The organism is Candidatus Eisenbacteria bacterium (genome assembly GCA_016235265.1).
GTDB lineage: Bacteria > Eisenbacteria > RBG-16-71-46 > RBG-16-71-46 > JACRLI01 > JACRLI01.
Map to the genome: position 1 here is coordinate 55,396 of JACRLI010000009.1, position 19,149 is coordinate 74,544.

At 68.4% G+C, this 19,149-nt stretch carries 13 protein-coding genes; 5 read left to right on the forward strand and 8 right to left on the reverse strand.

Annotated features, from left to right (window positions below; genetic code table 11):
• Nucleotides 1-163 precede the first annotated feature (163 nt).
• On the forward strand, nucleotides 164-3,046 hold the full coding sequence (locus HZB25_04945) for a T9SS type A sorting domain-containing protein (protein ID MBI5836572.1): 2,883 nt from the start codon (nucleotides 164-166) through the stop codon (nucleotides 3,044-3,046).
• Nucleotides 3,047-3,134: 88 nt separating this feature from the next.
• On the opposite strand, the gene HZB25_04950 is transcribed toward HZB25_04945, so the two are convergent.
• The 4 genes from HZB25_04950 to HZB25_04965 form a co-directional block, all read right to left on the reverse strand.
• Nucleotides 3,135-3,671, reverse strand: a complete 537-nt coding sequence (locus tag HZB25_04950; protein ID MBI5836573.1) for a hypothetical protein — start codon at nucleotides 3,669-3,671, stop codon at nucleotides 3,135-3,137.
• Nucleotides 3,668-4,231: a hypothetical protein gene (locus HZB25_04955; GenBank protein MBI5836574.1), complete on the reverse strand. Its 564-nt coding sequence runs from the start codon at nucleotides 4,229-4,231 to the stop codon at nucleotides 3,668-3,670. Before HZB25_04955 ends, HZB25_04950 begins: the two co-directional genes overlap by 4 nt.
• 131 nt (nucleotides 4,232-4,362) lie before the next feature.
• Entirely contained in the window at nucleotides 4,363-5,538 is a 1,176-nt protein-coding gene (locus HZB25_04960; GenBank protein MBI5836575.1) for an MBL fold metallo-hydrolase, read from the reverse strand.
• A 10-nt stretch (nucleotides 5,539-5,548) separates the two neighbouring features.
• A complete protein-coding gene (locus HZB25_04965; GenBank protein ID MBI5836576.1) occupies nucleotides 5,549-6,181 on the reverse strand; it encodes a peroxiredoxin in 633 nt (210 codons plus the stop codon).
• Between the two features lie 167 nt (nucleotides 6,182-6,348).
• Between HZB25_04965 and HZB25_04970 the strand changes: the two genes are divergently transcribed.
• Nucleotides 6,349-8,160, forward strand: coding sequence for an OPT/YSL family transporter (locus HZB25_04970; GenBank protein MBI5836577.1), 1,812 nt, complete (start codon nucleotides 6,349-6,351; stop codon nucleotides 8,158-8,160).
• Here the strand turns inward: HZB25_04970 and HZB25_04975 are convergent.
• The 3 genes from HZB25_04975 to HZB25_04985 form a co-directional block, all read right to left on the reverse strand.
• Nucleotides 8,157-8,423 (reverse strand): zf-HC2 domain-containing protein, encoded by a 267-nt coding sequence (locus HZB25_04975; protein ID MBI5836578.1) that lies wholly within the window; start codon nucleotides 8,421-8,423, stop codon nucleotides 8,157-8,159. The genes HZB25_04970 and HZB25_04975 overlap by 4 nt on opposite strands.
• A gap of 1 nt (nucleotide 8,424) precedes the next feature.
• A complete protein-coding gene (locus HZB25_04980; protein ID MBI5836579.1) occupies nucleotides 8,425-9,153 on the reverse strand; it encodes an RNA polymerase sigma factor in 729 nt (242 codons plus the stop codon).
• A 212-nt stretch (nucleotides 9,154-9,365) separates the two neighbouring features.
• On the reverse strand, nucleotides 9,366-9,788 hold the full coding sequence (locus HZB25_04985; protein ID MBI5836580.1) for a YHS domain-containing protein: 423 nt from the start codon (nucleotides 9,786-9,788) through the stop codon (nucleotides 9,366-9,368).
• Between the two features lie 307 nt (nucleotides 9,789-10,095).
• Here HZB25_04985 and HZB25_04990 point away from each other — a divergent pair, with 307 nt between their 5' ends.
• On the forward strand, nucleotides 10,096-12,393 hold the full coding sequence (locus tag HZB25_04990; GenBank protein ID MBI5836581.1) for an NAD(P)-binding domain-containing protein: 2,298 nt from the start codon (nucleotides 10,096-10,098) through the stop codon (nucleotides 12,391-12,393).
• The gene (locus tag HZB25_04995) at nucleotides 12,390-12,737 is read left to right on the forward strand and encodes a hypothetical protein (GenBank protein ID MBI5836582.1); all 348 of its coding nucleotides are present in this window, start codon (nucleotides 12,390-12,392) and stop codon (nucleotides 12,735-12,737) included. Before HZB25_04990 ends, HZB25_04995 begins: the two co-directional genes overlap by 4 nt.
• A gap of 147 nt (nucleotides 12,738-12,884) precedes the next feature.
• Here HZB25_04995 and HZB25_05000 read toward each other — a convergent pair whose 3' ends face one another.
• Nucleotides 12,885-17,630, reverse strand: a complete 4,746-nt coding sequence (locus HZB25_05000; protein MBI5836583.1) for a VCBS repeat-containing protein — start codon at nucleotides 17,628-17,630, stop codon at nucleotides 12,885-12,887.
• Between the two features lie 360 nt (nucleotides 17,631-17,990).
• Here HZB25_05000 and HZB25_05005 point away from each other — a divergent pair, with 360 nt between their 5' ends.
• Nucleotides 17,991-19,019 (forward strand): hypothetical protein, encoded by a 1,029-nt coding sequence (locus tag HZB25_05005; protein ID MBI5836584.1) that lies wholly within the window; start codon nucleotides 17,991-17,993, stop codon nucleotides 19,017-19,019.
• Nucleotides 19,020-19,149 lie beyond the last annotated feature (130 nt).

Sequence of the window (19,149 nt, forward strand, 5' to 3'; positions counted from 1 at the left end):
TTCCCGGGAGTTATCGGCAAAATGCACGAGAACTTGCGTCCGGCCGGGACGGCGATAAAACCCGCCCTTGCCTCGCCGCCTCAATCTATGCTACGATAAGCACTTAGCCGCCACACTGGAAGTTGTCTCCAACCTAGGCCCGGGGCCCCGGGAGCCTGTCGCCATGGAAGTCCTGCTCCGCCGGACCAGTTCTCGCGTCACCCGACACACCCGTCCCCGCGGGTGGATGCTGTCCACCCTGGGCCTCCTTGCCTGCGTCGCCGTGGTCTCCACGGGCCGCGCCGGAGCGGCCTCCGTGCTACCCGAGGACGGCGGCATGCGCGGGGAGCCGGGCGCGCCGGTGCGTCCGGGCCTGGTGCGCTTCCAGGCGCTGCCCCGGGCCCACGCCGCCGCCACTCCGGGCCTGGGCGTGATGATGGAAGGTCCGCGGGGCGACTCCCCGGTGGGCCGGGCCGCGGTGTCTGCCATGAAGCGCATGACGCAGGCGGTCCACGCCGCCCAGCTCCCCGGTGTGACGGTGGACTCCAGCGGCCTGAATGCGCCGGACATACCCGTCACCGGGGCCGGATTCGAGGGCATCACCCAGAACGGCTACATCCCGGGCGAACCCACCGTGGCGGCCGGACCCCTCAACGTCTTCACCACCGGAAACGTCACGGTGACCGTCACCGACAAGGACGGCAGCAACCGCACCGAGGTGAACGGGCGCACATTCTTCGGGGTGCTGGCGGGGGAGGGCGCGGTGTTCGACCCGCTGTGTCACTACGACGCCCTGCGCGGACGGTTCCTGGCGCTGGCCCTGACCAAGGGCACCAACCCGAACTACTCCGCCGTGTACATCGCGGTGTCCAAGACCTCGGACGCCCGGGGCGAGTGGTGGCAGTACCGCTTCGACCTGACCCTGGACGGCACCCGCCCGACCACCAACTGGGGCGACTTCCCGGGCCTCGGGGTGAGCGACGACAAGATCGCCGTGAGCACCCAGCAGTACACGCTGTCCGCCGACACCTACAACTACCAGAAGCTCCGCGTGATGGACCGCGCCGCGATGTATGACGGGCTGCCGACCGGCTTCGTGGACTTCGTGATGTTCTCCCCGCCGCCCACCGGCGACAAGGCCAGCATCTTCGCCACCAAGCCGGGGCGGAACCTGAGCCCGGACTCCACCATTCACGTGTTCACCGTGCGCTACAAGGGCGGGCCCAACGTGGCGTACCGGAGAATCACCGGGCCTCCGGATGCGCCGGTGCTGTCCGCGGGCAACCTGGTGGCGTCCAGCGTGTACAGCCTGCCGCCTGACGCGGCCCAGCCGGGGACCACCAACCTGGTTCAGACCAATGACTGCCGCACCCCCGAGTTCCACGTGCGCGACGGGGTGCTGACCATCGCCTGGCATTTCGGGATCAACTTCGGCAGCGGCGACGTGACCGCCATCCGGCTCTACCGCATGCGCACCAGCGACCGCCACGTGCTCACCGACGAGACCTACGGCGCCGACGGCGTGTTCTACTACTACCCGGCCGCGGTCCCCGACGCCGCCGGCGGGGTGTACCTGGGCTTCGGCCGCTCCAGCGCCACCGAGTACCCCTCGTCCTGGGCCACCGGCAGGCGGCCCTCGGAGACCGCGCTGGAGCCCAGCGTGCTGCTCAAGCCCGGCGTGATCTATACCGCGCAGAGCCGCTGGGGCGACTACACCGGCATCGGCATGGACGAATCCGCCTCCGGTCCCGGCGGCACCTCCGCGTGGTACGCGGGACAGTACGTGAAGGCGACCAACAATTTTGGCGCGTGGATCAGCCCGCTCGAGTTCACCTACGGCCGGATCGGTGGCACCGCCTTCGCCGATTGCGACAGCAACGCAGCCACTTCCCTGGACCGCTCCCCGCTGGCGGGGGCCACCGTCACGCTCTTCCGGGGCGCGACCCCGGTGGACACCGCCTCCGTGGACACCGCCGGCAACTTCCTCTTCGGCTACCTGGAGACCGGGGCGTACGACGCCGTGCTGACCGTGCCCCCGGGCGCGGCGGAGCTGGCGGTCACGGTGGGGACGGGCGCCGACACCCAGGCGGTGGTGTCCAACACCCGGCTGCACTTCTCGGTGACCCACGTGCAGTTCTCCGACGGGAACGAGTTCCTGGTGGCACCGGCGCACCCATGGCCGTCCACATCCGCGGCCACCCCCGCGCACAAGGAGGTCGGGGACACCGCGTTCGACATCGCGGTGGCCGGCTCGGGTTTCACCGGCTGCTCCGAGGTGCGCCTCGACGGCAGCCCGCGGGTCACGGTCCAGTCGGGCCCGGGCTCGCTCTCCGCGCGGATCACCGCCGCGGACCTGGTAGTTCCGGGCGCCCACCACGTCACGGTGTGGAGCCCCGCCCCGGGCGGGGGCGTGTCCAACCCGCAGGTCTTCTACGTGGGGATCGCGCCCGACACCCTGCCCCCGACGGTCCAGGTGCTCGCGCCGAACGGGGGCGAGCACTGGCCCGCGGGCTCGATCCAGTCGGTCCTGTGGACGGACGGGGACGACCGCGGCGTGGACTCGGTGCGGGTGGAGTACTCGCTGCATGGCGCGGGAGGGCCGTGGGCGATCGCGGCGCAGAACGTGCCCAACACCGGCTCCTACGCGTGGACGCTGCCCATGGCGCTCACCGACAGCGCCGTGGTGCGCATCCGGGCCTTCGACACCTTCCTCAACGAGGGCCTCGACGCGGGCGACAGCCTGTTCGAATTCAGTTACCCGCTGGTGGGAGTGCAGCCGGCGAAGCCGCTCGCGTTCGCGCTGCGGCGCCCCGCGCCCAATCCCGCGCGGGGCGGGGTCACGCTGCGCTTCTCCCTGGCCGCCGCAGGGCCGGCCGCGATCGAGATCCTGGACGTGGCCGGACGGCGGGTGTGGTCGCGCCGGTGGGAACGACTGGACGCGGGGGAGCACTTCGCTCGCTGGGAAGGCAACGGGAGCGCCGGTCAGAGTGCGGGGGCCGGGCTGTATTTCGTGAGGCTGGCCGCGGCGGCAGGCACGCGGCACGAGAAGCTGGTGCTGGTAAGGTAGGGGAGCAGGGTGCGCGGGCTTCTCCCGTGCGCCCGCGGGGATTCTCGGATGGACGGGGCGGGGCGCGTGGAGCGCCCCGCCCCTTGACCTACTTCCCTACGTCGAGGGTCAGCAGCATCTTCACGTTGAGGATGCGGAACTCATAGTCGCCCGTGGCGCCGAGGGCGTAGAGGGTGAACTTTCCGTCCCCCTTGGCCTCGTTGATCAGCACCGCCTTGCCCGCCTTGTCAATCAGGGCGGCGGATGCGTCCCACGTGATGTGCTGCGTGGCCCCGCCGGCAACGTTGAAGGGCCCCCACAGCCGGGTCGCGCCGGCACGCACTTCGGTGGCGGTGCCGTAGTTGGTGGAGTCGGCGGTGATCCACACCTCGACCCCGAGGTCGCCGGTGCCCACGTTCGTGAAATCACCCATCAGGGCGAAGTCGGCCAAGGTCTTGAGCTCGTCCTTGTGGTCCACGTAGTCCGGCTCGGTGTTGAGATCCACGAACTCCGGGTCCATCCCGGTGGCGCCGGTGACATGGATGTCGGCGAGACCCATCGTGGTGAAGATCTGCGCCGACACCAGGATGCAGCCTGCCGCCGCGGAGACCAGGACCAGGGTGAGCAGCAAGTGGAGCTTCTTCACGGCCTGCCTCCCTTCGCCGGCCCGATCAAGCCGTAGTTGAGCCCCACGAGCACATTGCCGAACTTGCGGGAAGTCTCGCCGGTCTTCACCATGTTGGCGTCGGCCCGCGCGATGATCGAGAGCTTCTCATTCAGCCCCAGGCCCAGCCCCAGGCCGAAGTTGAAGCCCATCTCGCTGATGTCCTCGCTGGCGGTGCGCGTGAGCTTGGTGAAATTCAGCCCGCCGTAGGGGAAGAACTTCAGTCCCATCCCCATGGGGGAGCCCAGGATCACGTTGGCGCCGAACGTGGTGCCGTCGAACGCCGCGCGTGTGACCTGCACCGTGTCGTCCACCGTCTGCTTGCCTTCGCCCATCTTGTACAACTGGAAGAACGGCTCGAAGGTCAGCGGGAAGCCGCCCTTGATGGGCATGCGCACGCCGTAGGTGGTGCCCCGCCCGGCGTCCTGCATGATCACCGGGTAGCTGGCTCCGCCGAAGGCGCCCACCCCGATCTCAACCGCCTGCGCCACCCCCGCCGACACCAGCAGGGCGGCGAGGCACAGCCCAAGAATGCACTTCATGAAGCCAGCCCCCTTTCCGCCAGGTCCGAGACTTCCCCGCGCGCGGGCCGGGAATCGCCCCCGCGCGACGCTGCGGGGCAAGTGTGACCCGCAAACAGTGGGGTCATACTCGTATCCGGCGAGCCGCGATGTCAAGCCTGCCGGCCGCCCAGGGCACACTCGTTGCGCCCCACCTCCAGCTCCTCCGCGCCCGCCTCGTCCACTTCGACCAGCCCCACGTTGACCGCCTTGATGGTCCGATAGGCATCCGGGAAGCCCGCTCCCCGCGCCTCCACCCAGCGCAGGAACTCCTCGCGATCCCCGGGCTGGAACCCCTCGTTGCGCCCGAGCAGGTCGCCGAAGCGCTCGCCCACGGCGCCGTCGGGGCGGCGCTCGCTCCGTTCCGCATAGTGCGCGGGGTAGATCCACATCGCCGGCGGCCACTCGCGCCGCGCCCGCTGCAGGCTCTCCCAGAGTCGCGCGGCCCACTCGGAGGACTTGCCCGCGAGGTCGGGCCGCCCGAGCGTGGCCACGAACACGAAGTCCCCGGTGAACGCGGCCGCCTCGCCCGCGAGGAACGAGATGCTGCCCTCGGTGTGGCCCGGGGTGTGGCGCGCGGTGAGCTCACAGCGCCCCACGCGCAGCACGTCGCCGTCGGCGAGGGGGTTGAGCTTCAGCCGGCCGGGCGTGCCGTCGTAGGGATAGCTCCCGTCGGCCGGGTGCAGGTGGTAGGGCACCCCCAGCTCCGCCGAGAGGCGGGCGGCGCCGGAGATGTAGTCGGCGTGCACGTGGGTGTCGGCCACGCCCACCACGCGCGCGCCGCAGGCGGCCGCCGCCTCGAGGAAGGCCGCCGCGTCGCGCGGCGGGTCCAGGATGAGCGCCTCGCCGTCGCTGACGAGGAGGTAGCCCAGCGAGCCCTTGCCAATCCGGTCGAACTGCACCAAACGGTCCAGCCCGGCGACCGGCTCCAGCTCGCGCGGCAGCACCAGCGCCATCCAGGCCGCCATCCCGCCCTGGAGTGATGCCGCCGGGCATCCCAGGCTCCGCAGGTGCGCGGCCACCTCCCGGCTGGTGTTGCCGTGGCCGCACACGACGGTCACGGGTCGCGCCGGGTCCAGCTCGAGTTCCGCCAGGTCTCGCGCGGCCAGCACCTGGGACCCCAGGCGATTCCGGAATCGTCCGGGAGGTGCCACGTCGATGCGGCCCGCCGCCACCCGGACGGGCAGGCGCACGTCGAGCACCTGTGCGGGCTCGCCGCGCTCGAGGGCCCGGGCAAGCTCCAGCGCGGTGATCTCCGGAATACCGCCGGGGCGCGGCGCGCCACGCACGCTTCGCCCCCTACTTCCCGGGCTGCGGGATCACCCGCAGGTAGGGCTTCTTCGCCACGTACCCCGGGAACTTCTGCTTCGCATCCGCGTCGCTCACGCTGGTGGCGATGATCACGTCCTGGCCGGACGTCCAGTCCGCCGGCGTGGCCAGCGCGAACTTCGAGGTGAGCTGCAACGAGTCCAGCACCCGCAGCAGTTCGTGGAAATTGCGCCCGGTGCTGGCGGGGTAGGTGAGGGTGAGCTTCACCTTGTTGTCCGGGCCGACCACGAACACCGAGCGCACCGTGAGGGTGTCGTTGGCGTTGGGGTGGATCATGTCGTAGAGGTTGGAGACCGTTCGGTCGGCGTCGGCGATGAGCGGGAAGTTGAGCGCGTGGCCGGTGACGTCCTTGATGTCGCCCACCCATGCCATGTGGCTCTCCAGCGGATCCACGCTGAGGCCGATCACCTTGGTGTCGCGCTTGTCGAACTCACCCTTCAGCGCGGCGACGCGGCCCAGCTCGGTGGTGCACACCGGGGTGAAGTCCCTCGGATGCGAGAACAGCACGGCCCAGGAGTCGCCCTTCCACTTGTGGAATTCGATGGGGCCGTCGGTGGTCTCGCAGGTGAAGTCGGGTGCGACATCTCCCAGGCGAACGGGCATGGCGGGATCCTCCGGATGCGGGTGACCGGGTTGAGAATGGTGCCTTGCGCCGCGGCCGGACCCCGCGGCGGGAATCCGGCCGCGCGGGAGAAGCGCTTCAGGGAAGTCGGGGGAAGGACTCTGGCGGGCCAAAGATGCCCGAGGCCCGTGGGGATGTCAACCGCGCGATGGGCGCGGTGCGTCCCCGGTGCGCCCGCGCACCCGGCGTACCGGATCGAGCTCGGCCGCATGCTGCGGGCGCTGCCACCGCGCCTCTCCGCCCGCCCGGCGCGCGCGAGTTCACCCTCCGCGCGGTGTTCGTCTCGGTGGTGGTCGCCGCGCTCATCGGCTTCTCCTATCCCTACGTGGTCCTGAAGCTGGGTTTCGGGCCGCGGATGTCGGTGGTGTCCGCGGTGTTCGGGTTCCTGGTGCTGGGCGTGTTCTCGCGCACCTACAACCGCTGGGAGAACAACATCGTGGCGTCCGCGGGCACCGCGGCGGGGGCCACCGCGTTCCTGTGCGTGCTCATGGCGGCCTTTGACCTGCTGAACTCCGACCCCACGCTCAACTTCCACTTCCAGATGCAGCCGCTGCAGTCGTTCGCATGGCTCACCGCGGCGGGGCTGCTGGGCACGCTGCTGTCCGTGCCCATGCGCCGGCACTTCGTGGTGGAGGAGAAGCTCAAGTTCCCCGACGGCGTGGCCGCCGCCGAGACGCTCATCGTGCTGGACTCGCGCGGCGCCGAATCGCGCGGCGTGACGCAGGCGATGGGCCTGGGGACCGCCTGCTCCGCGCTGCTGATGTCGCTGCGCGCCGACGCGCGGCTGGTGGGGGATGCGTGGTACCGCATTCCCGAGCTGCTGCGCGTGGGGCCCACCGGGACCAGCATGAACTTCGGCGTGGGCTGGAGCCTGCTGAGCTTCGGCTCGGGCATGCTGGTGGGGATGCGCGTCAACGCCAGCATGCTGGCCGGCGCGCTGATCTCGTGGGTGATCGCCCCGGGCCTGCTGCTCGGCCAGGGCATGATCCCAGCGCTCACCCGCCGCGACGTGCTGCTGTGGGTGATGTGGCCCGCCACCGGGATGCTGGTGGCCGGCGGGCTCACCGCGCTCTTCCTGCGTTGGAACATCATGGTGAAGACCTTCCGGAGCTTCTCCGGTTCGTCGGTGCACGCAGACGACTTTCCCATGAAGTGGGTGCTCATCGGCTCGCTGGCGTGCTCCGCCGCGCTGGTGGCCGTGATGCGCTGGAGCTTCGGCATCCCGGAGTGGATGACGCTCGCCTCCATCGTCCTGTCCCTGCCGCTGATGCTGGTGGGCATCCGCGTGGTGGGGGAGACCAACTGGGGCCCGGTGAGCGCGCTCTCGAACATGATGCAGGGCGTGTTCGGCGTGCTGGCTCCCGGGCACATCATGGTCAACATGACCGCCAGCGGCGTCACGGGCTCGGTGGCGGTGGAGTCCGAGGCCCTGATGCAGTGCTACAAGACCGGCGACATCATCGGCAGCACCCCCAGGTACCTCACCTACGCGCAGCTGCTGAGCATTCCCGTGGGCGCGCTGGCGGTCTCGTACGCCTACCCGCTGCTGAGGGCCACCTACGGCATCGGTGGCGAGAACGGGCTGCAGTCGCCCATCTCGCAGAAGTGGGCCGGGTTCGCGCGGTTGCTCTCCGCGGGGCTGAGCGCGTTGCCGCCGGGGGCGCTGGTGGCGCTGGCGGTCTCCGTGGTGCTGGGAGTGCTCTTCACGCTGATGGAATCCTCGCGCGCGAAGCAGTGGGCGCCCTCGCCCACGGGACTGGGGATCGGGATGCTGGTTCCGGGCAGCGCCGTGGTGTCCATGTTCCTGGGCGCGGTGGCGGCGTCCGGGTGGCGCGCGGGCTCGAAGAAGACCGCGGATGTGTACATGGTGCCGGTGGCGTCGGGCTGCATCGCGGGGGAGGCCATCGTGGCGGTGGTGATCCCGATCCTGGTGGGCGTGGGGCTGGTGAAACTACACTAGGCGGGTGGGGAGGTTCCGCCGGGCTTCCTGCGCGTCTCCTCGCGGAACTGCCGCAGCAGCGCCTCGCGCGCCGGGCCGGCGTCCCCGGCGGGCGTCAACGAGCGCAGGCCCGCGATGGTGAGCCGCAGCTGTTCCACGTAGGCCTTGCAGCCCGGGCACATCGCCAGGTGCACCAGCACCCCGATGCGCTCGCGCAGCCTGAGCCTGCGCTCCAGGAAGTCCGAGGCGCGCTCGACCACCTGCCTGCAGCTGGGTATCAGCATCTCAGGGCCTCTTCTCTTTCACGACAGGGGTCCCCGGGCGGAGACCCTCCTTCATATACGCGTCCAGTGCCCGCCGCACCCTTGCGCGCCCGCGGTGCAGCAGCACGCGCCGGTTGGCCTCGGACACCTCAAGGATGGCGCACACGTCCCCGGGGGGCAGCCCTTCCACGTCGCAGAGCCGCACTGCGAGTTGCTGGGGCTCCGGCAGGTCCCCGAGCGCCTGTTCCACGATTGCCAGTGTCTCGCGGCCCAGCATTTCCGATTCCGGGTCGATGAGGCCCCACGACGCCGGCGGCTGCTCCCAGTGGCCGTTGGCGCCCATGCCGGGCTCGTCCCCGTCGCCTTCGGAATCCTCCGGGTCCGCCGAAGCCGCCGGGGACGGAGGAACGGGCCTTCCCTCGACCTCCGCAGCGCGCTTCTCGCGCACCGCGATGGTGCGCGCCCGGTTCACCAGGATGCTGAACACCCACGTGCTCAGCGTTGAGCGGCCTTCGAACGCGCGGATGCCGCGGATCACCGCCAGCCAGGTCTCCTGCACGGCCTCTTCCGCCACCGCGTCGGTGCGCACGATGGTGCGCGCCATGGCCCGCAACCGCCCGTGAAGCCGGTCCACCAGGGAGGCGAACGCAGCCTCGTCGCCCTCGCGCAGCCGCACCAGCAGCGCCGACTCGGCGGCGGGCGAAGCAGCCGCATCCTGCGGCCCGGCCTGCTTCCGGTACCTCGGAGTCAACGCACGAACCCCCGGTTTTGTAGACGGCCCGCCTTCCACGCACGCATCGCGCGGGAGCGTACCGCCAAACCGCGGGTTTGAGAAGCCACCGGGCGGAGTCACCACCGTACGGACCGGCAGGCGCCGCAGACGTGGGGGCCCCGGGGAAACCCCCGGGGCCCCTCGACCGGGCAGGCCGCGCCCCCATTGTGCGGGCGCCCGGTCCTACGGAACTACCGCAGCGAGGCCCACTGCTCGTCCGCCTTCTTCGCGGTCATGTCGGCGTCGACGTCGAACATCTTCTTGGCGTCGGCGTTCGAGAACAGGTAGGTGGTGCCGTTGTGGACCGTGAACAGCGTCGGGTCGGACTTCACCTTCTTGCCCATGGCCACGGCGGTGGCGCACCAGCCATCGTAGGCCACGTTGTACTTTGCCGGATTGGCCTCGAACATCTTCTTCGCGTCGGCGCTCACGAACCGGATGCGGTGGCCCTCGTGCCGGACGGTGAACTTCGAATCGCCCTTCACGGCCTTGCCGGCCTCGACGTAGGCGACCGGGCAGTAGCCGTCGTAGGCGGCCCTGGCGCTCTTCGCCTGGGCGGTGACGGAGGTGAATGCGACGAGCGCGAGCACGAGGATCGGGAGGAAGCGACGCATGGGAGACTCCTTCACGTTTTGGGGTGCTGTGCCGGTTCGGGCCGGCGGACGGTCTGCGGGAAGCGGCCCCCCGCGTCGATGTGGCCGGATTTCCTGGCCTTCACGGGGTTGGTCTGCAGGGGAAGCGAAACGTTACACGGGGCGGGAATGCTGGTATCTTGGGGCCGATTTGTGGAGGTATCTCCAATTTGCCGGGGGCGGGCCGTAACATTTGCGCGCGGGTGAGGACCCAGGAGTTGGCCGCGCGCCGTCGATCCGCAGGTTCCAGCACCCCGCGCCGCGAAACGAGGTCTCTTTGAGCAATCCCATCGCCCGATACGCCCGCTGGCTGCACACCGGATGGCCCGCGGGCCAGGTGGAGAAGCTGCCCGAGGTGCGCCCGGACGGGGGCACCTCCGTGCCCGGCGTCTACGTGTGTGGTGACCTGGCCGGGGTGCCGCTGCTGAAGTTCGCGCTCGACACGGGGGCGCGCGTTGCGCGGACCATCGCGAGCGAGCTGGGCGTGAGCGGGAGCGGCGGGGGAGTGCCGGACCTTCTGATCCTGGGCGCGGGCGTGGCCGGCATGGCCGCCGCCCTGGAGGCCCGCAGGCTCGGGTTGATCTTCGAGGTGCTCGAAGCCGCCGAGCCCTTTGCCACGCTGGTCAACTTCCCCCGGGCCAAGCCCATCTTCACCTACCCGGCCGGGATGCAGCCCGCCGGCGGGCTGCAGGTGAGCGCCACGGTGAAGGAAGCGCTGCTGGGCGAGCTGCGCGCGCAGGTGGGACGGGCGGGCATCGAAGTCCGCCGCGGCCGCGCGGAGCGGATCGAGCGCGAGGGGAACGCGCTGGCGGTGCGCCTCGCGGACGGCGCCACGATTCGCGCGCGCCGCGTGCTGGTGGCCATCGGCCGCAGCGGCGACTTCCGCATGCTCGGCGTGCCCGGGGAGCACCTCGACAAGGTGTACAACCGGCTTCACGACCCCGCCGACTACCGGGGGAAGGACGCGCTGGTGGTGGGCGGGGGCGACTCCGCGGTGGAGACGGCCGTGGCGCTCGCGGAGGCGGGCGCGCGGGTGACGCTGGCGCACCGCGGCCCGCAGCTCTCGCGCGCGAAGGGCGAAAACGTGGCGAAGCTGGAGGCGCTCTCGGTTGGCGGCGCCGTTTCGGTGAAGCTCCATGCGCAGGTTCGCGAGATCCGCGCCTCCGAAGTGGTGCTGGCCGGCCCCGGCGGCGAGGCGGCGACGATCGCCAACGACGTGGTGTTCGCCATGGTCGGGCGGGAGGCGCCGCTGGAGTTCCTGCGCCGGTCAGGGATCCGCATCGCGGGCGAAGGCACGGCCGCGGGCTGGATCGCGGTGGGGCTGTTCCTCGCGTTCCTGGCCCTGCTCTACGACTGGAAGGCCGGGGGTTTCCTGGAAGCCGCCGTGTGGTCGAAGTGGGCCTGGCCCGGAAACGCCCCGGAGCTCCTGGCCTCGCTGGGCTCGTGGTGGTCGGCGCAGGTAGGGGAGCGAGCCTCGCTGGTGGGCACCGTGGCCGTGTCCATGAAGAGCCGGTCCTTCTATTACACGCTGCTCTACACCGCGCTGGTGGGCTGGTTCGGCATTCGGCGCATCCGAAGTCGCAACACCCCCTACGTCACGGCGCAGACGCTGAGCCTGTTCCTGGTGCAGGCGATCCCGCTGTTCGTGCTGCCGGAGATCGTGTTGCCCTGGCTGGGGTATAACGGAGTGTTCAGCGGGGGTGCCGGGAAGTTCGTGGCCGACCGGCTGTTCGAGAGTTACATCCCCGCCGCCGACTACGCCGCGCGCCACTGGCCCGACTGGGGCCACCCGCGGGCCTACTGGCGCGCGTACGGACTCATCCTGGCCTGGCCGCTGAACGTGTACAACATCTTCACCGAGCAGCCCCTGTGGTGGTGGATCGGAATCGGGTTCGTGCAGACTTTCGTGCTGCTGCCGCTCGCGATCCGGAAGTGGGGCAAGGGCGTGTACTGCGGCTGGATCTGCTCGTGCGGCGCGCTGGCCGAGACGCTGGGAGACACCCAGCGCGGCAAGATGCCCCACGGGCCGGGCTGGAACAGGCTAAACATGACCGGGCAGGTGTTCCTGGCCTTCGCTTTCGCGCTGCTGGGGCTGCGGATCGCGGCGTGGGCCATGCCGGCTTCCGGGCTCGGCAGCCTGTTCGCCCTTCTCCTGGAAGGCAGGAACGCGCAGCACCAGCTGGTAAACCCGGCAAGCTACAAGTGGATCGTGGACATCCTGTTCGGGGGCGTGATCGGCGTGGGCTTCTACTTCAAGTACTCCGGGCGCGTGTGGTGCCGGTTCGCCTGCCCGCTGGCGGCGCTGATGCACGTGTACGCGCGGTTCAGCCGCTTTGCAATCGTGGCCGAGAAGAAGAAGTGCATCTCGTGCAACGTGTGCACCTCGGTGTGTCACCAGGGAATCGATGTGATGAACTTCGCCAATAAGGGGCTGCCGATGCGCGACGTGGAGTGCGTGCGCTGCTCGGCGTGCGTGCAGAGCTGCCCCACGGGAGTGCTGAGATTCGGGGAGGTGGGGCCGACGGGACAGGTCTTGCGGCTGGATGCCGTGCCGGCGAGGCGGAGGATGGAGGGGCAGGGACGGTGAGCCATGAGCCCACGCCGGCCGGGCCGATGAAACTCGATCAGACCATCCCGGACGCGGATCTCCAGCGCGCGCGGGAGCTCCTGGAGGCGCAGACGTGGACCTTCGCCAAGACCATGCCGTGGGTGCCCCACTGGTATTCGCTTCGGAAGAACTGGGCCAGGGACGAGGAGTTCGTGTGGGTCGTGGAGACCATGAGGCGGGACGGCTGTGACGAGATCTATGAAGGCCGGCGGTACAGGGTCATGATCGTGGGCGGGTTCAAGTACTGGACGATGGAGGCTCCGGTGGGGGAGACGATTCTGGTCAATCGGAAGGCGGTTCGGAATGCAGTAGAACGAATATAGGTGCAACCGAAGGCACGCGGAGCGCCGTGGCAGGGCCAACGGTAACCCAAGTTGGTCCGCGTGCCACGTGTCTGGCTCCAGGGAGTCAGGCGACCGTCCCCCGGATGGGGGGACGGTCGCCGTAGCCCGCGAAACGAGCTTCCCGGATTACTTGAGCAGCACCGCCCGGCCAGTCAGCTCCTGGCCGCCGGTGACCAGGCGCCAGAAGTACACGCCGGCCCCTGCCGGCCCCCCCGCGCTGTTCCTTCCGTCCCAGTGAATGATGTGGGCACCCTGCTCCTTCGATCCCGAGACGAGGGTCCGGATCCTCCGCCCCGCGGCGTCGTACACTGCGATGTCGACATGCCCGGCGCCTGGCAGCGTGTACGAGATCGCCATCCCCCGGATCGCAGGATTGGGGGAGCTCCGTGCAGCCAGTCGCAGTTGCGAATCCCCACCGATGCCGAGCGGCGACGGGTCACAGCTGGTGTTCGCCCCGCGCAGCACGTACTCGTACACGTAGTCGCATGCCATCTTCGTCTGCCAGTTCTGCAGCAAGTGATAGCGGCGCATCCACCTCCAGCGGACCTTGGTGGACTTGCGGAGGAACTTGCCCAGGCGTCCGAAGCTGATCTGCCGGCCGCGGATGTACTCCTGGTCCCATGGGGGGAGCAACAGGCGATTCAGAATCGGCGCCGATTCGCCCGGGTAGTACATGCTCCCGAAGCTCACCCCGTCCGTATTGAACGGCGCGAACACGCCCTCGTCGGTGATCACCATCTGCTCTTCATCGTTGATCTCGCCGAACGTGTTGCGATAGGCATTGCCATTCCACCCGTTGGGATAGGACGTATGGCTGAGGCCGGTCGAGCCGCCGAAGTGGTCCATCGACGATTGCAGGAATGAGAAATGGTTGCTGTAGCGGCGCAGTGGATTGAAGCCATTCGTGGGATGGTAGTTCTGCCCGAAGGGCTGCACCATCCCGGTGGGGGAGAGGTACGGGGTGGCGCCCGCGGCGACAAGGGGGAACGGGGATGCGACCAGGTTGAGGGGGTTGAACGCCCGGTCGAGGACCTGGTCCACGTAGAGCAGCGCAGCCCGCTTGGGTGCGCAGGCGCCGCGGTTGGCGGGAGAGCCGGCACAACTCCACAGGCCGCGGTCGAATACCTTGATGAAGCCGAGGGCGCCCTTGGGATGGTACCCGCTGGGCCACAGGGCTGTCGTGTTGGGATTGCCTACCTGACTATTGATGGTGCAAACGCCGTCGTCATAGCCCGGGTGAATGAGCCACTTGAATGGACTCACATAGGAGGGATGTCCGCCCACCACCGTGAGATCGCGCACCGGCGTCGTTTCGATCTTCGGACCCCACTTGAGCTGCGCGACCAGCGGTACCAGGTCGACCAGGACGCTGTGGCGCAGCGCGCTGAAGTTCGGAGGGCAATTGAAGGCCGGGAACGCCGGCCAGATCTCGTTGGCCATGCCGAAGGTCACGTTGACCAGCGGGCAGACCCACTCGGGCACGTTGTTGGAGAACGCCCGCTCGCAGTACCCGGACGCGATGATCACGGCCGTGGCCAGCCGCGAACCCGAGATCGCGGCATCGAGCGCGATGTGGGCCTTGCACAGCTTCGGAACCACCGTGGCACCGAGGTTGGGGCGTATCTGTGCGGCGCTCATGGCCACATCCGTGATCAGCCCACCGGTCGAATGTGAGACGACGACGAAGCTGGGCGTGCCGAAGCCCTGCACGTCGTTCCTGCCCGAGAGGTCCACGACCCCGGTGCCGTCCCGCATGGCATCCACGATCTGCGTCAGGATCGCCCGAACGCCGACCTCCAGCCGCTGCGTCACGGGATAGGACACGACCAGGTAGCGGTTGCTGAAGCCCTTCTCCACGAGGAAGCGCTGAATGTGGTCGGCCCAGTAGGCATTGGCGAGGGTCTTCCACCAGCCGTCCCCGTAGAAGGAGGGATTCTCGATTCTGCCCTGATAGGGCCGTGGCACGTGCCATTCGACATTCACGTCCTCCGGAGTGCCGAAGACCTTCTGTGCCAGGGGCTCCATCATCAGCCCATGCACGAAGATGATGTCGCGACCGCCGAATGCGTAGTGCCGCGGGTCTTCCGGGGAGATGCAGTGGGGCTGCGCCGGCGGAGTGAACGGCGCCCAGCCGGCCGCGCTCGTTCCGAACGTGTCGGGTTCGGAGCTCGCCTGCTCCCAGATCAGGCTCTCAAACCGGGTCAGGGAATCCGACATCTCCTGCGGATCGACGGTCATGTTCAGCGCCGTGGAGAGCGAATCCGTGAAGTTGATGTTCACCTCCGGCGGCAGCGGCTCCTCGTCGATTGACGGCTCGCAGGGGAAATCGAGGTACCAGTCGGCCGTGGCCAGGTCCTTACCCGGGTAGAGGTCGGACAGGCTGCCGGCCAGCGAGTCCACGTCGTTGAAGGTCACCTGGACGGCCGGATCGAGATCGTCCGGCAGAATGTCATTGCCCAGCGAATCCACCTCCGCCGGCTCGTTCCTGCAGCCCGAGCACCACGCCCACGTGTCGTTGTAGGTCGGTCCGAACGGGGGTATCCAGCCGCCGAAGAGCATCGACCGGCCCTGCACCACGTCGTAGGCCATTCCGGCGAACAGGCGCACGCCCAGGGCGGCGGGGAGCCGCTTCCATTTCACGCCATCCCAGCGCCCGACAGTGGAACCATCATCCCCGTAGAGCAACAGGCGACCGCAGTCGGGGCTGTACGCCATCGACGCCCCCCGTACCGGCTGCGCGGACGTGGCGTCGAGAAGCGCCCAGGCGGAACCGTTCCACTCCCATGTTTCGCCCGAGAGCCCGGCACCGGTGTCGCCCCCCGCCAGGAAGATCGTGCGCGCGTCCTCGTCGTAGGCCATCGCGGCCCCGAAGCGGGCCGAAGGAGCGGGGATCGTGGCGGTGACCTGCGACCACGCGATTCCGTCCCAGGTCCACATGTCATCACGGGGTGTGCCATCGAATCCCCCGAACAACACCACGCACCGCCGGACGTCGTCGTAGACCATGCTCTGGCTGTGCCGTGGGGAGGGCCCCGTGCTCGCCACCTGCTCCCAGGTCAACCCATCCCATTCCCATGTGTCGCCGAATGGGGCGCCAGACAAAGTCCCACCGAATAGGACCACGCGTCCCCGGGCCTTGTCGAAGGCCATGGAGTGCATCCGGCGGGCAGGAGGCGAAGTTGCCGGCGCGTCCTGGGTCCACACGAACCCGTCCCACTCCCATGTGTCGCCGAAGTTGGTCGGCATGTTGGCGCCCCCGAAGAGCACGATGGTGCCTCGTTTCGAGTCCGTCACCATGGCGTGGCCCCAGCGCGCGCTCGGCGCCACCGGTGAGCCTGCCACACCGGGCCCCGTGAGGTGGGCCCAGGTGTCGGGGCCGAAACACCGGGTAGAATCGGACGCGCATGGTACCAGCGGCACGCTCGCGGCCAGCAGGACACCATCGGCGCGGATGCTCACGCTGCACGGCAGGGCGACGTTGGCGCAGATGCAGAATCGCGCGGTGCCCGATACGTCGGTGAAGACGCGCACGGCGCTGCACTCGACGGCATGCCCGAGCGGTTGGGTGGGGCAGAAGTTCAATACCCCGTTTCCGAAGTCGACCACCACCTTGGACCCGGTGATGGGGTTGCCGAACAGATCGTGAACGATCACGTCGAAGCAGCAGGTCCCGTTCGCCCCGACCGACAGTGTGGATGGCACCGTGGAGTTCGCCGCGCTGGGTGGGAAGCCGAAGTAGGGGCTGGTGTTCAGCAGCACCGACGCCGTGTTGACAGCGTTGTTCACCACGGCCATGTCGAGTCTGCCATCAGCGTCCAAGTCCCCAAGCGCGACCCAGAAGGGACTCGTTCCGACCGCAAGATCGGTCTTGGGACCGAATCCGCCAGTGCCGTCACCCAGGAGTACCGACACCGTGCTCGAGTTCTGGTTCGTGACCGCGATGTCCAACCTGCCGTCGAGATCCAGGTCGGCGATCGCGGGTTGTCGGGGCAGGGTCCCGACCGCGAAGTTGGTCCCGGGGCCGAACCCACCTGTGCCATTGCCAAGGTGCACCGCCACGCTGTTCGCGCTTGCGGCTGCGACTACGGCATCGAGCCTTCCGTCGCTGTTCACGTCTCCGAGCGCGACCGTCCGCGGGCTCGAACCTGTCGGGAAGTCGGTCTTGGGGCCGAAGCCGCCCACGCCGTCACTGAGGAATACCGAGATCGCGTTAGCATACCAGCTGGTCACAACCAGATCGGGCTTCGCATCCAGGTTCACGTCCCCGATTGCGGTCGACGTTGGGCCCCCCGCGCATGCGAGGTCGGTCTTCGGACCGAATCCTCCGGCGCCGTCCCCGAGAAAGACCGATACAGTGTTGGAAACCAGGTTCGCGACCACCAGGTCCGCCTTGCTGTCACCGCTGACGTCCCCAATCACGATGTTGTAGGGCTCCGTGCCAGCGGCGTAGTCGGTTCTGGGCGCGAACCCCCCGGCCCCATCGCCGAGGAACACGGAGACGGAGCCCGGACTGCCCGGATAGTAGCCCGCATTCGCCACCACGACGTCGGGCCTTCCGTCTCCACTGATATCTTCGATTGCCACCGAGAATGGAATGATGCCGGCGGAGAAGTCGGTCTTTGGACCGAACCCACCGGCGCCATTGCCCATCAGCACGGAGATGGTGTTGCCATTGCGGTTCGCTGCTACCATGTCGAGTCTGCAGTCGCCGTTCAGGTCGCCCATCGCGACCGAAGTGGGGGCTGCTCCGGTTGGGAAATCAGTATTCGTTCCAAAGCTGACGGGGTAGGCGACGCCCGCAGTTGCGGGAACGAGCGCAGCCATGAGGAGCAGGGAGAGCAGTGCACGGGAAGGCAATAGCGATGGCTTCATGGATGGGTCCCTTTCATCGCCCGAAGGCGGCCGGGGTACAACGGGACGTCACACACGAAAGGACCGAATGTGTCTGGCTGGATCCGGCGGCGCGGCCTCGATGCTGCCGCCGGAGCGAGGATGAAAGGGCTGGTAGCGAGTGCTAAGCTGGGGGGGAATCCGCCGTGACTTCAGAGGTGCCAGGGACAAGTGTGCTGGCGGACGAAACTAGAGATTCGAATATAGGTATCACGGCGACACAGATTTGTCAATATGCATGTTTATCTGCATGCGCACGTTCATATGTGAGCGCAAACGACCGCTGAAGGGTAGTTGCCTCGGGCCAGAGTCCATCCGGGCCGGCCCAACCAAGGGGACCTCATGGCATCGCCGAGCACGGACTGGATTGGCAACCACCGGCGCCCAGGCATCGCGCTGTTCGTCCTGCTGCTCGCCGTCATCGCCGGGGAGGGCTACCTGCTGTTCCAACAGTCGTTGGTCATCAGAGCCAGCCGGGCCCAGTCCGACAGGCTACGGACGAAATTCCTGGGGGCCGACACCGCCCAGTTCACAGGCGCCCCGGGGGTTCGTATCCGACTTCAGAACGTCCGATTCAAATGGTCGGACAGGGTCTACATCGACGCGGGCAACATGGCGCTCCGGGCAGTGCCGGTTCAGGGCACGTCGGTCAACTTCGACGACCCCGAGTCCTATCACCTGGTGGTTCAGAAGTCCGTGGTGCTCATCCGGCCCGATGTTCTGGCCGGCATGTTCAACGAGAGCATCTTCAACTACCCCGGATCGCGGGTGAAGAAGCTGCAGGTGTCGATCGTCACGGACGACAAGGGCAGGCGGCAGGTCAAGCTGAGCGGCAAGGTCAATCTCGTGGTCTGGATTCCCTTCTCGATGTATGCGCATCTCAGCGTGGACACGCTGACAAACGTGCTGGTCATCGCCGTAGATCATCTGCGGGTCTTCGGCGGGATTCATGCCACCAGCCTCATTCGCTGGGCGCCGTTGCACCTCGACCGGGTGATCGCGCTGCCGCCAAACAGGAGCCTGCTGGTGGACGGAAACCGGATCATGGTGAGGCCATTTGGCTTGTTTCCGCCGCCGCGGGTTGACGGGACGATGACGGGTGTGGAGGTCGGCGCCAACGCGATCAGCATCGCGTTTTCGGGCGACGCCATTCCCGCGCCAGAATCCCCGGCCAGGAACTACGTGTATATGCGGGGAGGCACCTCGCAGGTCGGGCGCTTTCGAATGACGGACACCGACGTGTTGATCCTGGACCAGGACCAGGCGAATCCGTTCGTCTTCTCGCTTCTGCATTACGCGGAGATGCTCCCCAGGAGCAAGGTCGAGATCCCCGACATCAAGTCGGCCCGGATCACGATGCCGGATTCCTGAGCCGCCCCGAGTCCGCAGGCCTCCGCGCGGGGCCCCGGCGCCGGGCTCGCGGCGTCCGCGCATGAGTACGTCCCCGCAAGAGCATTGACATGCCCCCGGAATCCCCGCGATGATCCTCCCCGAACGGCCG